A 15,023-nucleotide genomic window follows, 5' to 3' on the forward strand; every position below is an offset into this window, starting at 1 on the left:
TTATTTTAATTCCTTCACACGCATATTTTTCCATCTCACCTTGATATCTCCCCCACTGTGGATCTGGAGCGCAATTGACCCCTCTCCGGCTCCAATTTTTTCATCCTTTATATGCACCATTTGTTTTCCATTTAAATAGGTAGTTACCACATCACCTTTTACATGGATCCGCATGTGATTCCAGTCTGTTGGCTTTAGCACTTTTTCGAGCTCTGCTGTCGGTTTAATCAACCAACCTCTGCCATAGGATTCATAAATACCGCCAGTATGAAGCTTTGGAGGTGCTACTTCAACCTGCCAGCCCTGTACTTTAGTACCTTCTACATTGGAACGAATGAAGACACCACTGTTTCCATTTGACTCCAATTTAAAATCGACATCATAAATGAAGTTTTTGTATTTCTTATCTGTCGTAAGGTAGCCGTATTCTTTATCGGGGCCACTTTCGCAAACCAGTTCACCATTTTCAACATACCATTTTTCGGTACCATGAATGGTCCAGCCCGTTAAATCTTTGCCATTAAAAATCTTCTTAGCGCTTTGAGCAAGCGTAACAGTAGAGACAGCTAAAAAGCTGCAAATTAAAAGTAGATATTTCATATTTATTTAGTTGTTTTTGTTTTTAAAGAAGCTATCATAAGGTTATGATGGTTTATAGCTTTATTTTTAATAAATGTATAACAAATCACGGACATTACAAGTTAAAGGCCATCAACCCGCAGCTCCATTATCAGCGGCCTATTCGGCTGCACAAGGATCGCCGCTGTTAACGTACTAATAACCATATACATTAGGTAATGCTTCAATATTTTTGCTCAGCTCCACTAGAAAACCGTTAACAACGGCATAAACCGGTTTTCCTGAGGCCGACAAAATAAAATTAGCCGGTTGGCCCAGGCCAATTGGCTGATTGCTTTGACTGGAGCCGTTAGTCAGGTTTAACAACCTGTTTTTAAGGGGCCCTGTCGGTGATTTCCGGTCAGAAAATTTAACAAACAAATAGCCTTGTTTCAAAAGTTCTGTTTCGGCAGTCAGCGATAGTTTCTCCCATTCAGCAGCTTTCATCAATTTGATTTTTCCCGGAGATGAAGTCAGCGTTGCGGCATCAGCTTCTTCATAACCAAAATTCCTGTCCATATCGCCCAGTTCCTGAATGATGCCACGGTAATTCATACTCCGCTTGCCGGGGTCAGTCGCCTGCGAGCGGTTAATCCCCAAATGAGTCCTGAATTTAAAGCCGCCCTTTGTAACCGCTGCATTCCTGACGATCAGGTCATATAAAGCACGCTCATTTTCAGGAATCGCCGCATAATCACTGGTATCTTCCCCTTCAAAAGATTTTGAGGCAATGGCATGCAGGGAACTCAGGATTACATAAAAATTCAGTTTCCGGATGTATTGCTTCTCGGGGTCACCGGGGTAGCCGCCAGATTCAATAAGAACCGTAGAAATGCCTTTTCCCTGGAAGGTATCACCAAAACAGCGCGGGTCATAAGCGTCATCATATTTGGCAACCTTATCAGGAGCATACTTTTGTAAAGTACGGTTCATCATCACGATCAATTTCGTCGCCTTCTCCCTTACTTCATTCATATCCTTTTTATAATTAAAAGCAGGTGCAAGAAAAGAAATGGTCGCTTGATTTTTTGTAGGTCCTGCAGCGTAAAGCGTACTTTGATCATGCAAATTGAAACCAAAAGCAGGTTTAATCCGATCAGCAGCAGCCATTAAAATCTTGCCCTCCGGGGTGTTTAATAAACGGGCATCCCGGTTGATGTCAATTTCAAGGGCAGATCTTCTTTTCCATTCCTCCGCACCATCCGGATTAACCATCGGCAGGAAATTTAATTCCAGGTTGTCCAGTAGAAACTTCCTGAATTCGTCGTTTTCATCTGTGGCGGATAGAAAGTTGAAAATGTCAAATAAGGCCATGGTCGCTGTTGATTCATCACCATGCATTTGTGACCATAAAAAAACCTTAGTATTCCCTTGTCCAGCGGTTAATAAATTCAAACTTCTTCCCTGAACGGATGTTCCCAGAACTTCTGTTTTAAAAGCTTTGGAAGTGGCGTGTTTTTGAATCAGCGGAAGAAGATCTGCATGTTTAAAAAGCCTGTCTTTTAGAACTGGCTCTTTATACCGCTCATAACTTTGCCAGATCGTTGTGGTTTCAATATGAGGCTCCGAAACTTCAACTGGATTCATTAAACCAAGCAAGAGAATAGCTAAGCCGATAAGGGGAACAGGTATAAATTTGAGCATAGTTGAGGCATTTAAGATGTAATGCAAATTAAAAAAGATTCGTTAAATATGGGTATATAATGATCAAGTCCCATTCATGGTACACTTTACTAGTTTAGGCAGCCACAGCCGGACGACATGAAACAGGCAATTAAATGTACATAGGGGGTTACGAGGGGGTTGGCAGGGCATTGCTAGGGCCTACATAGGGCAATTAGCCCTACCAACCCCCTGGCAACGCCTTACCAACGCCTTGTGAATTGTACATCAACGCTAAGCTGACAGAAAGGTCTCTAACTAAAAAGAGCCTGATCATGATGAATGATGCAGGCTCTTTAACATTAAATAATTTCCTATTGATTTGTGCCTGCACCCAGCAACTCTGCCAGTTTACTTTGCAAGCCCTCTTCTCTGATATTTTTAGCAACAATCTTACCACTCGGGTCAACTAAAATATTGGAAGGAATAGACTGAATCCCGTATAATACAGCCACCTCATTATCAAAATATTTCAAATCAGAAACATTCGTCCAGTTTAAACCGTCAGCTGCAATGGCCTTTAACCAGTCTTCCTTGCCATTTGGCTTGTCTAAAGACACACCCAAAACGGTGAAGTTTTTATCTTTATACTTGTTGAAGGCGGCCACCACATTGGGGTTTTCCCTGCGACAAGGGCCGCACCAGGATGCCCAAAAATCCACCAACACATATTTACCTTTAAAATCAGATAATTTTACCGGCTTGCCATTAACATCGTTTTGTGTGAAATCTGTGGCCATGCTACCTACGGCAGTCTTTTTAGCACCATTAATAGCATCAGTGATGCTTACACCAAGCGGGGTCGCTTTAAGTGCTGCAGAGAACTTGTTAAACACGGGTTCTGCCGCCGCAGCATCAATATCATAACCGATACTGTTACGAAAGGCCACCAATCCGATATAAGAATCTCTATGGGTATCAATAAACTTCTTATTCAGCGGCTCCATTTCCTTTTCTATAGCCGCAGCCCGGTCTTCCAAAGTTTTTCTGTATGCAGGGTCTTGTTTTTTCTCCGGACTTTGCTTTGCATACTCCGCATTTAAGGCTGCCATTTTATCACTTACAGGCTTAAGCATTGCTTTCCAGGCTGCATTGTCATCATTTAAGGTGGAACCTTTAATGACAGCTTTTTTAATTGAATCCGGCGCCGAAAGGGTGATCACCTTGTTTTCCAAATAAATTGAAATCACATCTAAAGGGATTCTTTTCGAAGGATCAGGCGCTACACTACTATGTTTCAACACCAATTGCGCAGCCGTAGGACCTGTAACCGTACCTTTAAATTCAAACACACCATTCTTTAAAGCAGCAGAATCAATAATTCGCTCATTTCCAGATCTGTATTGTAAATAGGCGATAGCAGGGGCGTTCAATGCCCCTATTTTTCCTTTCAAAGTATATCCATCTTGTGCCATAGCTGCCAACGGCAACATCAGGGCAGCGGACAAAATAAGTGTTTTCATAAATTGTTCTTCAGAGGTGACAAAACCAGAACAAAACAGCTGGCTTCCATTATAACAAATATAAACTTACTAACGACTTAGTCTCTAAAAGCTTGTATAATATTACAGTAATTTTTGGTAGGTACGCCACCACAGGTCCGGAATTTCTCCATTTACAGCGGTATTATAGTCTTCGTACCTGCATGGGATCAGGTGAAAACGTTCATTTTTTGAGATACCACTTGGGTAAGGCACCTGAATCCACCAACGGTCAGATTTCTTGCTTTTCACAAAAATAATCTCGCCGTTTCCTTCACTCAAGCTGGCCCGGTAAGTGAGGTACTGCGATTTAGGTATCAGCGGAAAATCCCTTTTACGGTTATAAAAACCTTCTATAAAATACCAGACCATTTGCGCCAGCAACATCGCCGTCTGACCGCCGCGGTCGAAGGCTGGATTAAATTCATAAAAGCCAATGGACGATAATTTATCATTCATACCTGCATAACGGGCAATACTGCAGGCTTGTTCCCCGTAAAAACCATTTGGCCCTGCATTGGCATTTGCTGCTGCATCGGACGAACGGATGGCAGAAATATCAAAGCTGATCATGTTGGCATTTCTTATGATGGGCTCTGTTAAGGAAATATCTGTTGCAAACTCTCCCAGACGGTGCACATCAAAATAGAGTTTGTCCATCACTTTTAAACTATCCTGGTTTACATAATAGGTCTGGTAACCGATATTGCTGAAATTGAACAGGTAATTAGGCTGGTGCAGAAAAATCTTATTAAGATAGGTGTCCGAGCGGGCTTCAATACCTTCATGATCATCCTCATCAAGGTCAAATTTATGATCCACGACCACCAGATCCACTTTTTGCTCCAACTGCTCATAAGCCATATATTGCGCATAAGTCAGGTCCTGGCCGCCGCCAATAATTACAGGTACAATATTTAATTTAATAAGGTCTGCAACTACCATTTTTACAGCAACATAGGTGTCAGATATTGCGGCCCCTGCCTTAATGTTCCCCAGGTCGATGATCCTGCTTTTGAACCCGCCTTCATGCAGGGCATAAAACTGGCTTCTAAAGTAATCAGGCCCTAACGCACAGCCATTATTATTGACAGCCGCACGATCATCAAGTACGCCGAAAATGGCTATATCATATGCGTTTTCTACAAGTTCTGGAAAATCCTCAGTATAAAAAGCAGCCTTTAAACCTAGCTGACTGTTATAAAAGCCTTGTTTTGGTGTTAAGGTATCAAGGTTGACAGGAGAAAAAAAATCTGATAAGGACATAATTAATGTAATGTATGACCACAAATATCTATTTTTGAGGCCATACATTGATGAACATCCTAAAAATAATAAAATGATATTGGTTACCGGCGCTACTGGATTTCTGGGAGCTGAACTAATCCATCAACTCACCCGGCAGGGAAATCAGGTCGTAGCGCTCAAACGTGAAACTTCTGTAATTCCACAGCAATTAATGGGGAATACGCTCATTAAATGGGTGCTGGCTGATATTAATGACATGGCGACGCTTGAAGATGCCTTTGAAGGTATTACCCAGGTGTATCATTGCGCAGCCCTGGTGTCTTTCGATCCTAAAGATAAAGCCGAACTGCTGCGTGTAAATATTGAAGGCACCAGTAATGTGGTTAACCTTTGCCTGGATCTTCATATCCGACTGTTGCATGTAAGCTCGGTCGCTGCACTGGGCCATGCAAAAAAGGGGATGCAAATCACCGAAGAAGATTATTGGGAATATGATGCGAAGGTGAACAACTATGCCATTTCAAAATACGAAGGAGAAATGGAAGTCTGGCGCGGTATTGCGGAAGGCCTTGAAGCCGTAATTGTAAATCCATCGGTCATTATTGGGGCAAATGCCGGCTTTGAAGGCAGCGGCGCTATCTTTGAGCTTGTCAAAAAAGGACTTTCCTTTTACACGGAAGGCATCACCGGCTTTGTGGACGTTCGGGATGTAGCTGCAGCCATGATCAAACTGATGAATTACAGCGGCAAGCCCAAAAATGGTGAAAGCGGGGAACGCTTTATTGTTTCAGCAGAAAATTATGTATACAAAGATTTCTTCACCGCTATTGCAACCGGCTTTAAGGTAAAGGCCCCTTCGCGGCTGGCCACACCTTTTATGTTGGGCATGGCCTGGCGGGCCGCAAAACTAGCTTCCTTGTTTACCAGCAGGCCTTCTGGCTTAACCAATGAAACAGCAAGAAGCAGCTGGACAAAGAGTTTATACAGTAACGAAAAAATTAAAAAAACCATAGGAATGGAGTTTAGACCGCTGGCAGAAAGCATCGCCGAAGTTTGTGCTGCGCTTGCTACAAAGGTTTAACATTAAAGAGCATATGACCACTAAAAATTATTACATTATAGATTTTGACAGCACCTTTACACAGGTAGAAGCTTTAGATGAACTGGCAAGGATATCCTTAAAAAATCATCCGGACCGGGAGCTGATTTATAAGAAAATAGAGGATTATACCAATATGGCAATGGAGGGGAAGCTATCCTTTAGTGAAAGCCTCGCCAAGCGTGTACAGTTGTTAGAGGCGGATGAAGATGACTTAAAACAGCTGATTAAAAGATTAAAGAAAAAGGTTTCCAGCTCATTCTCCCGAAATGCAGATTTCTTTAAAAAACATGCAGACGAAGTTTTAATTGTTTCTGGTGGTTTTAAAGAGTTTATTATTCCTGTGGTGAGCCAGTACCATATTAAAAAAGAAAATATTTATGCCAATACTTTTGTCACCACAACCGATGGCAGAATTATAGATTACGACCATGCCAATCCGTTAAGTGAAGAAGGCGGTAAGGTGAAATTAATGCAGCACCTTAACCTGGATGGTAATCTTTATGGCATCGGCGACGGTTATTCTGATTTCCAGTTACGGGAAAGCGGTATGATTAAAAAGTTCTATGCTTTTACGGAAAACATTTCCAGGGATAGTATTGTGGAAAAGGCCGACCATGTGACGCCGAGCTTTGATGAATTTTTATATGTCAACAATTTGCCAAGAGCAATTTCTTATCCAAAACACCGGATATTATGCCTTGTCATTGGAGATGTACCCGAAGAAAGTATTGCACTTTTAAAAAAGGATGGCTTTTCAGTTCGTCATAAAACGACTTTCGAAGACAAGTATGTTGCTGATGTGCACATGATGTTGCTTGCTGACGGCGAAAACATCGAAAATGAAAAATTAAAAAAGGCGATCAAGTTGAAAACCCTTGGTTACCTGGGCAATGCTAAAAAAATCGACCTTGCTATTGCTACTGAAATGGGTATGGTTGTGTTTGATGATATTAAAAACAACCCCCGAAACAAAAACTTCATTCCTACAAGGATGATTGATTTCATGAATACCGGAACGACTTACCTGAGTAAAAATTTCCCTAACCTGCAATTACCAAGGATAGAGAAATCGCACAGGCTGATCCATATTCACAAAAACGTTCCGGGTATTATGGCAAAAATCAACACTATTTTCGCTAAACATGACATCAACATCGTGGCCCAGTTTTTAATGACCAATGCCACTATAGGCTACGTGATCACCGACATCAATTCGGCCTACGACAAAGCCTTGTTTAAATCACTAAAAAAGATTGAGCATACCATTAAGTTCAGGGTGCTTTACTAAATCTTAAAGTGCGGGTTTCCTGATTGTTAGTGTAGTGTACACACCAACAATTCTGAAATTAAGCTGAGCGGCAATGCGTTTTTTTACCTACTTTTGTCTGACACTAAAGATAACAGAAATTGATAGCTACTTTGAATATTAAAACAACCCCTATTAGCGAGTCCAGGTTAACAGGAACTGATTTCTCCAACTTACCCTTTGGCAAAGTGTTTTCAGATCACATGTTCATTGCAACATATGAAAATGGAGAATGGACTAATTTACAGGTTTTGCCTTATGGCCCTATCCCAATGAGCCCGGCAATTTCAGCCCTTCATTATGGTCAGGCAATTTTTGAAGGCATGAAGGCTTATCGCCAGGCAGATGGTAAGATCAGCGTTTTCAGAGCTGATAAAAACTTCGAGCGTTTCAATAAATCGGCGGTCCGCATGGCTATGCCAACCATACCAAGGGAAATTTTTATGCAGGGTATTGCTGCATTAATTGAAATTGATGAAAAATGGGTGCCAAATCAGGATGGATATTCGCTTTATCTTCGTCCGGTTATGTTTGCCACTGATCCATATTTGGGTGTCAAAGCATCAGACGCTTATACATTTGCCATATTAACGACCCCATCGGGCCCGTATTACAGCAAAGCATTAAAAGTTAAAATTGAAACAGAGTTTACCCGTGCAGATGAAGGTGGCGTAGGTTTTGCTAAAACAGCAGGAAATTATGGCCGCTCGATCTACCCTTTTGCTGAAGCAAGCAAAGAAGGTTTTGATCAGTTGATCTGGACGGACGCTTCCACACATGAGTTTATTGAAGAAGCAGGAACTGCTAATTTAATTTTCGTCATTGACGGGAAGCTGGTTACACCATCGGTGAGAAGTACCGTGTTAGATGGTGTTACCCGTGATACAATTATTCAACTGGCTAAAGAGGCTGGAATTGAAGTAGAAGAAAGACGTGTAAGTGTAAAAGAAGTCATCGAAGGCATTAAAAATGGCCGCTTAACAGATGCTTTTGCTGCTGGAACAGCTGCAACAGTAACACCGATTGGCGAAATCACTTATGAAGGCGTTAATTACCTATTAACTGACCCTTCCACCCGGACTATATCTACAGGCATTGCCAAAACGTTGAACGACATACGTTATGGCCTGGCACCTGATACCTTTGGCTGGAACTGGGTTTTATAACAAGCTATTTATTTTCACATGATGCTTTGCATCGTGATTTTATGGAAAGGCGCCTTGAACCAGGCGCCTTTCTTGTTTAAGTAACATCTCGCTCACAGTTTTAAAAAAATAATAACATTGTGTAACTTTCCCCCTCGTGTTGCTTTGAGCTTCATCACCATAAATGTTGCCTTCATCACCATTAAAAAACAAAATACATTCCAATGAAAAAAATTATACTCCTTGGTATAGCTGCAGCATTCTGCTGTCATATTTCTGCACAGGCGCAGTTAAAGCGACTTACTCAGCAGCAAACTTTTGGCAATCAGCCTTCATTAACCAATAATCTAAACCCCGTAACCGGATGGAGTGATGACACCCATTTCCTGGAAGCAGACTATCAAACCCGTGGCTTGCAGTCGGTAAATATTCATACAGGCACCAAAACAGCTTATACACCACCGCCAAAAAGTGATGTGGAAGTTACTACCAATGATAATGATGTATACATTCAATATGGCAAGCAGCCAGCTAAACGTTTAACGAACAACGCTGATGAAGAAAAGAACCCTACACTTTCGCCTGATGGCAAATATGTAGCGTTTACACGTAATAACGACCTTTACGCTGTTGATGTAACCACAGGAAAAGAAGTCAGGTATACCACTGACGCTACAGATGTGATCTATAATGGTTATGCTTCCTGGGTTTATTTTGAAGAAATATTAGGAAGGCCTACTAAATATAAAGCTTTCTGGTGGTCGCCCGACAGTAAAAAGCTTGCTTTTATGCGCTTTGATGACACCAAAGTACCGATGTTCCCTATCAATGGCTCTTCTGGTCAACATGGCTATACAGAGAAAACCCGCTATCCAAAAGCTGGTGATCCTAACCCGGAAGTACGTGTGGGTTTTGTACCTGCAGCAGGTGGCACAGTGGTTTGGGCCGATTTTGATGAAAAAGCAGACCAGTATTTTGGAACACCTTTCTGGAGTTTCGACAGCAGCAGTATGATGGTGCAATGGATGGACCGCGGACAAGATAACCTTAAATTTTATGCCGTTAATCCTGAAAAAGGCACTAAAAAAGAAATCTATGATGAAAAGCAAAGCGCCTGGATAGACCTGAGTGATGATGCCCGCATAGAATACCTGAAAGATAACAAACATTATATCCTTAAAAGTGACAAGACCGGCTGGGCACACTTCTATCTATACACCCTGGCAGGAAAACTGGTTAATCCCATCACCACTGGAAAATGGCAGGTAACGAAACTGCTAAAAGTAGATGAAAAGAACAAAGTGCTTTACTTTACGGCCCGGAAAGAAGCTTCTACCCGTACTGATTTGTACAGGGTGAACTACAATGGTAAAAATTTAAAACGACTTACTTTTGGTGATTATACCCACCAGGTAGTGCTTTCTCCTTCTGGCGATAAATTTATCACTACTTATTCTAATGTAAGCACGCCGGCAAAGAGAGCATTGATAGACAATAACGGCAAATTGATTAAAGAGCTTGCCGACAGCAAATCAGCAGATTTTAATCAATATGCTTTTGGAAAAACGGAAATGATCACCATTCCTTCCGGCGATGGATATGATTTACCAGCTGTAATCACCTACCCTACGGATTTCGATAAAACAAAAAGATACCCTGTTGTTTTCAGCATTTATGGTGGCCCAGATGCAGGTACCGTAACCAATACCTGGAAAGGCACTGCTAACCAATGGTGGGCTAATGAGGGAATTATACAAATTGCCGTTGACCACCGTGCCTCTGGCCAGTTTGGTAAAGCCGGCGTCGCTTTAATGCACCGGAACCTGGGAAAATGGGAAATGAAAGATTACCTGACCGCCGGCCGATGGCTGAAAGCACAAGCTTGGGTAGACCCAGAAAAACTGCTCATTACCGGACACAGCTATGGCGGCTATATGACTTGTCTGGCTTTAACCTATGGTGCTGATGTATTTGACTTTGGCTATGCAGGAGCACCGGTAACGAGCTGGGAATTGTATGATACGCATTATACCGAACGTTTTATGGATACCCCACAGGAAAATCCGGAAGGTTATAAAAATGCATCAGTGTTAACTTATGCAGATCAATATAAAGGTTTGTTGCGAATAATGCATGGCGACATGGATGATAATGTGCATATGCAAAACACCATCCAACTGGTAAATAAACTGCAGGACTTAAACAAGCATTTTGAGCTGATGATTTATCCTGGCGGCAGACATGGCTGGGGCGGAGTGAAAGGTGCTCATGACAGATCTGAAAGAATACGTTTCTATTACAAGAACCTGCTCCATAAACCTGTGCCCGCAGCATTATTGAAGTAAAACAAAATTGTTAGAATAGAAAGAGGTTGTATTTATACAGCCTCTTTTTGTTTTAACCAAAATAAAGCTAGCCAGCCAGCTTTATTGCGTTAGCTATGTTCTAACACCATCTTATAGTTGATTTTGCAACATTTGTATAGCACTAATGCGCAAAATTTACTCCTCACAGCCACTTTGTAAAAGTACATTTGGTTAGATAAACCAAATATTTTATGATGAACAAAGCTTATTTAGCTAAGGTCTTCGGCTGTATGTTTTTTATTGCGGGGACATTCCTCAGCTCCTGCAAAGAGGATATTACAGAACCTCCTACACCTGGTGTAAAAGAACCCGATATCACCATCAAGAAAACGACTGCCGTCAACTGGAATGCTTTGTCTGACGGGACTTACAATAGTGCTGCCGCTGCTAAAGACCTGGGCACCTTAACGGGCTGGAACGATGCAAGGACCGCTATTGCGGCGCAATCCTTAAGGGTAAAACTGGAGAAGAATGCCTTATCCGGTGCAGGGGGAATTGTGGCCAATGTAGTGTTGGAGGAAGGAAGCGAATATGAAGTACAGTATAAAGTAAAATTCCCTCTTGCCTTTGAATGGGGTAAAGGAGGGAAAATTGGTTTCGGTTTCAGGATCGGAGATGGAAATACAGGCTGTGATAAAGCTGATGATGGAAATGGTGCAAGTGCACGCCTGATGTGGTACACATCTGACAATGGTAATGTAAGACTCAAACCTTATTTGTATTACAAGGACATGCCGGATAACTGCGGATCTGCCTTTGATACGGCCTACCCTTCCACGGGCAGCATTCAAAAGGATACCTGGTATGTGGTTAACATTTATATCAAAAGTAACACCGGCAGCAATGAAGACGGCTGGGTGAAATTTACAGTAAACGGCAGCACTGTATTAGACAGAAAGATTCGCTGGACAACCAATAACGCTAAACGCTTAATCAACAAACTTGCCTTCTCTACTTTCAGGGGCGGAAGCACTTCCGATTGGGAAACCGCGACCGAAAACTATGTCTTTTTCGACGATTTAACATACACTAAAATTAAGTAAGGCTCTAAACGTCTTACAATCCCTAAACCAAATAAAAACTAATCAATAATTATGGAAAAACTTTTACGTAAGCTCTTCCTGCAAAGAATTTTGACAGTATCCATGTGTTTGCTGTTAAACGGATATGCAGGTTTTGCAAGCATCAACTCCGGCCGTTACGGTTACCAGGATGTGAATGAAATTTCTGGTCGTGTGACCGATGCCACCGGCAAGCCACTGGTGGATGTTTCGGTAAAAAACACATCAAAATCGACATCAACAAATACCGATACCGATGGACAGTATACTATTGTAGCTGTCAAGGGTGATATCCTGAGTTTTACGGTGATGGGATTTGAAACAAAAACAGTGACTGCGGGGAGCACCAAATTAGCTGTTGTGCTGGCAAAAGCATTGAATGATGCTGAAGATTTTAATGTGTTGTATTCCACACAGCGGAAAGCAACCAATGTAGCTGCTGTTGCAGAAATATATACCAGGGATATTGAAAGAACCATCGTTTCGCCGATCGCTGGCACCTTTAGTGGAAGGTTCGCTGGCCTGTTAACAGACCAGAACAGTGGAGAGCCTGGTAATGATAATGTTACCCTAAGTCTGAGGGGCCAAACACCCTTGATCTTACTGGATGGTGTGGCACAGAATTTTTCCTCTATCAATCCTGAACAAATTGAATCTGTAACGGTACTGAAGGATGCCCTGGCAACGGCAATGCTCGGGATGCGGGCTGCCCATGGAGCGATTTTGATTACCACTAAAAAAGGACATACAGGCAAGCAAACAATTTCATTTAAGGCTTTAGGTGGGATTTCTGAACCTACCTATCTTCCAAAACCGCTGGATGCCTATAATTATTCGCTATTGTACAATGAAGCCCTTGCTAATGATGGCAGGCCGGCAGTATATTCACAGGAAGCCATAGCAGCCTACCAGACCGGCAGTGACCCTATCCGCTACCCAAATGTGAACTGGCAAGATGAAGTATTAAAAAAACAATCTATTTACAGCCGTTACAACCTGGAAATAGCCGGCGGACGAGAGACAGCAAAATACTATGTGAGTCTTGATTACCTCGATCAGCCGGGAATGTTTAAAACCAACCAAGAGTCGGTGTATAACACCAATTCAGCCTACAAACGTTATATTTTACGTTCTAATGTGCAGGTAGATCTGTCAAAACACATCACCACCTCTTTAAACCTGATGGGGCGTATACAGGATAGCAATGAGCCGGGCGCAACCACTTCAACGCTTTATAGCAGCATCAATAATACGCCGGCAAATGCATATCCTATCTATAATACGGATGGCTCATTTGCAGCAAGTCCGAACTACCGTTCGAATGTTTTCGCGCAGAACTTTCATTCCGGTTACCGCCCCGGCATGATCAGGGATTTCAGGATCGACCTTGCCATAAAGGGGAACCTGGAAGCGATTACAAAGGGCTTGTGGGTAAAAGCTTCAAGTTCCATCAACAGCTACCTCGCACAAAATATCAACAGAAGTAAAACTGTTCCATTGTTTAGCGAAAGCGTGGATGAAGCGGGCAATTTTAGGTATTTCCAGTTCAATAATCCTGCAGACCAGTCCAATTCTCTTTCCACAGAAAGCCAAAACAGGGTATTTTACACCGAATTAGCTTTGGGTTATGCCAAAAGCGCGGGTAAAAACCATATAGAAGCACAAGTGCTGGCCAACAACGATTTTCGCCATATCAACAGGGACCTTCCTTACAATATCAGGGGAATTTCTGGAAAGGCATCTTATAACTATGACGAGAAATACATCGCCGAGTTTGGTTTTGCCTATAACGGTGTGAAAGAAAGATATCCGGCAGGCCAGGGATTTGATTTCTTCCCATCAGTTGGTTTGGGATATGTAATCAGTAAAGAAGACTTCCTAAAAGATTTAACCTGGTTAAACAGCTTGAAAATTAGATCTACTTATGGGCAGACGGGCAACTTCAATGCGCCATATTATGGTTATAACCAATATTATAACAGTACTGATGGTTATAACTTTGGTGATAGCCCGAGTGCAGTTGGTGGTATTGCCCAAAACACCCTTGCCAACACTAACCTTACCTGGGAAAAAGCAGACAAGTTTAATGTGGGCGTAGATGCTTCCCTATTCAAAAATCAACTGACCCTATCAGCAGAATACTTTAGAAACAAACATTTCGATTTACTGCAGAGCATCGGCAACAACACGGCCATTACCGGTATTAATTATGCACAGCAAAACATCGGCATCAACCACTACTCCGGCTTTGAATTTGATGTGACCCTGCAGAAAAGAACGGGAGCATTCAATTATTTCTTTGCCCCTAACTTCTCCATATTAAAGACAGAGGTGATTTATCAGGATGAGGTGCCACGTGATTACCTCTACCAGTTGCGTACAGGCAGACCTGTAGGACAAAGGTTTGGTTATATCGCTGAAGGCTTATTTCAATCGGCCGCCGAAATTCAAAACAGTGCAACGCTGGCAGATTTTGGTATTGTTCCCGGAGATATTAAATACAGGGACTTAAATAGCGATGGTTTAATCAATACCAACGATCAAACCGTGATAGGCACTACTAAACCCTTAATGTATTTCGGCCTTAACCTTGGGTTCAGCTGGAAAGGTTTGGATTTCTCTGCACTGCTACAAGGGGTCGCTAACCGTGATGTGTACCTGAGCGGTTCATACATGTGGGCATTTCAAGGTATCCAGGGGCAGGCTTACGAGCATAACTTAGGAAGATGGACACCTGAAACAGCTGCCACCGCAACCTATCCGAGGTTAACAGCAGGTGATAACCTGAACAACAATGTAACCTCCACCTATTGGATTAAATCAGGAGACTACCTGCGTCTGAAAAGTGTTGAACTTGGCTATTCCCTTCCGAATTCTTTGATAAAAAAAGTAAAACTTTCAGGCATCAGGGTATTTGCCAATGGCACTAACCTGTTAACATTTACTGACCTGCACGATATGGATCCGGAGAATTACAACGGACTGTACCCTATCCAAAAAATGCTTACTGCAGGTATTAACGTTAAATTTTAAG

At 42.1% G+C, this 15,023-nt stretch carries 10 protein-coding genes; 6 read left to right on the forward strand and 4 right to left on the reverse strand.

Annotation, left to right across the window (positions count from 1 at the left end):
* From WG905_RS16465 to WG905_RS16480, 4 genes are all read right to left on the reverse strand, one after another.
* Positions 1 to 600, reverse strand: coding sequence for a 3-keto-disaccharide hydrolase (locus WG905_RS16465; RefSeq protein WP_339592842.1), 600 nt, complete (start codon positions 598 to 600; stop codon positions 1 to 3).
* A gap of 174 nt (positions 601 to 774) precedes the next feature.
* Positions 775 to 2,262 (reverse strand): M14 family zinc carboxypeptidase, encoded by a 1,488-nt coding sequence (locus WG905_RS16470; protein WP_339592843.1) that lies wholly within the window; start codon positions 2,260 to 2,262, stop codon positions 775 to 777.
* A gap of 332 nt (positions 2,263 to 2,594) precedes the next feature.
* Positions 2,595 to 3,743, reverse strand: a complete 1,149-nt coding sequence (locus WG905_RS16475) for a redoxin domain-containing protein (RefSeq protein ID WP_339592844.1) — start codon at positions 3,741 to 3,743, stop codon at positions 2,595 to 2,597.
* A 102-nt stretch (positions 3,744 to 3,845) separates the two neighbouring features.
* Complete coding sequence (locus WG905_RS16480) at positions 3,846 to 5,027, reverse strand: formimidoylglutamase (RefSeq protein WP_339592845.1); 1,182 nt, start codon at positions 5,025 to 5,027, stop codon at positions 3,846 to 3,848.
* Positions 5,028 to 5,100: 73 nt separating this feature from the next.
* Between WG905_RS16480 and WG905_RS16485 the strand changes: the two genes are divergently transcribed.
* The 6 genes from WG905_RS16485 to WG905_RS16510 all read left to right on the forward strand — a co-directional run bounded on the left by WG905_RS16485 (position 5,101) and on the right by WG905_RS16510 (position 15,022).
* Positions 5,101 to 6,090: an NAD-dependent epimerase/dehydratase family protein gene (locus WG905_RS16485; protein ID WP_339592846.1), complete on the forward strand. Its 990-nt coding sequence runs from the start codon at positions 5,101 to 5,103 to the stop codon at positions 6,088 to 6,090.
* Positions 6,091 to 6,103: 13 nt separating this feature from the next.
* Positions 6,104 to 7,399, forward strand: coding sequence for an HAD-IB family phosphatase (locus WG905_RS16490; RefSeq protein ID WP_339592847.1), 1,296 nt, complete (start codon positions 6,104 to 6,106; stop codon positions 7,397 to 7,399).
* 119 nt (positions 7,400 to 7,518) lie between these two features.
* Positions 7,519 to 8,583 (forward strand): branched-chain amino acid aminotransferase, encoded by a 1,065-nt coding sequence (locus WG905_RS16495; protein ID WP_339592848.1) that lies wholly within the window; start codon positions 7,519 to 7,521, stop codon positions 8,581 to 8,583.
* 203 nt (positions 8,584 to 8,786) lie between these two features.
* Positions 8,787 to 10,907 (forward strand): S9 family peptidase, encoded by a 2,121-nt coding sequence (locus tag WG905_RS16500; protein WP_339592849.1) that lies wholly within the window; start codon positions 8,787 to 8,789, stop codon positions 10,905 to 10,907.
* 212 nt (positions 10,908 to 11,119) lie between these two features.
* Positions 11,120 to 11,971 carry a polysaccharide lyase gene (locus WG905_RS16505; RefSeq protein ID WP_339592850.1) on the forward strand — a complete coding sequence of 284 codons (852 nt, stop codon included), beginning with the start codon at positions 11,120 to 11,122 and terminating at the stop codon, positions 11,969 to 11,971.
* 51 nt (positions 11,972 to 12,022) lie between these two features.
* The gene (locus WG905_RS16510) at positions 12,023 to 15,022 is read left to right on the forward strand and encodes a SusC/RagA family TonB-linked outer membrane protein (RefSeq protein ID WP_339592851.1); all 3,000 of its coding nucleotides are present in this window, start codon (positions 12,023 to 12,025) and stop codon (positions 15,020 to 15,022) included.
* Position 15,023: the final 1 nt, after the last annotated feature.

It is taken from the genome of Pedobacter immunditicola (assembly GCF_037482985.1).
GTDB classification, from domain to species: domain Bacteria; phylum Bacteroidota; class Bacteroidia; order Sphingobacteriales; family Sphingobacteriaceae; genus Pedobacter; species Pedobacter immunditicola.

Bases quoted from the DNA above. Each gene is read 5' to 3' on its own strand.
- WG905_RS16465 (WP_339592842.1), bottom strand. From the start codon at position 600: ATGAAATATCTACTTTTAATTTGCAGCTTTTTAGCTGTCTCTACTGTT.
- WG905_RS16470 (WP_339592843.1), bottom strand. From the start codon at position 2,262: ATGCTCAAATTTATACCTGTTCCCCTTATCGGCTTAGCTATTCTCTTG.
- WG905_RS16475 (WP_339592844.1), bottom strand. From the start codon at position 3,743: ATGAAAACACTTATTTTGTCCGCTGCCCTGATGTTGCCGTTGGCAGCT.
- WG905_RS16480 (WP_339592845.1), bottom strand. From the start codon at position 5,027: ATGTCCTTATCAGATTTTTTTTCTCCTGTCAACCTTGATACCTTAACA.
- WG905_RS16485 (WP_339592846.1), top strand. From the start codon at position 5,101: ATGATATTGGTTACCGGCGCTACTGGATTTCTGGGAGCTGAACTAATC.
- WG905_RS16490 (WP_339592847.1), top strand. From the start codon at position 6,104: ATGACCACTAAAAATTATTACATTATAGATTTTGACAGCACCTTTACA.
- WG905_RS16500 (WP_339592849.1), top strand. From the start codon at position 8,787: ATGAAAAAAATTATACTCCTTGGTATAGCTGCAGCATTCTGCTGTCAT.
- WG905_RS16505 (WP_339592850.1), top strand. From the start codon at position 11,120: ATGATGAACAAAGCTTATTTAGCTAAGGTCTTCGGCTGTATGTTTTTT.
- WG905_RS16510 (WP_339592851.1), top strand. From the start codon at position 12,023: ATGGAAAAACTTTTACGTAAGCTCTTCCTGCAAAGAATTTTGACAGTA.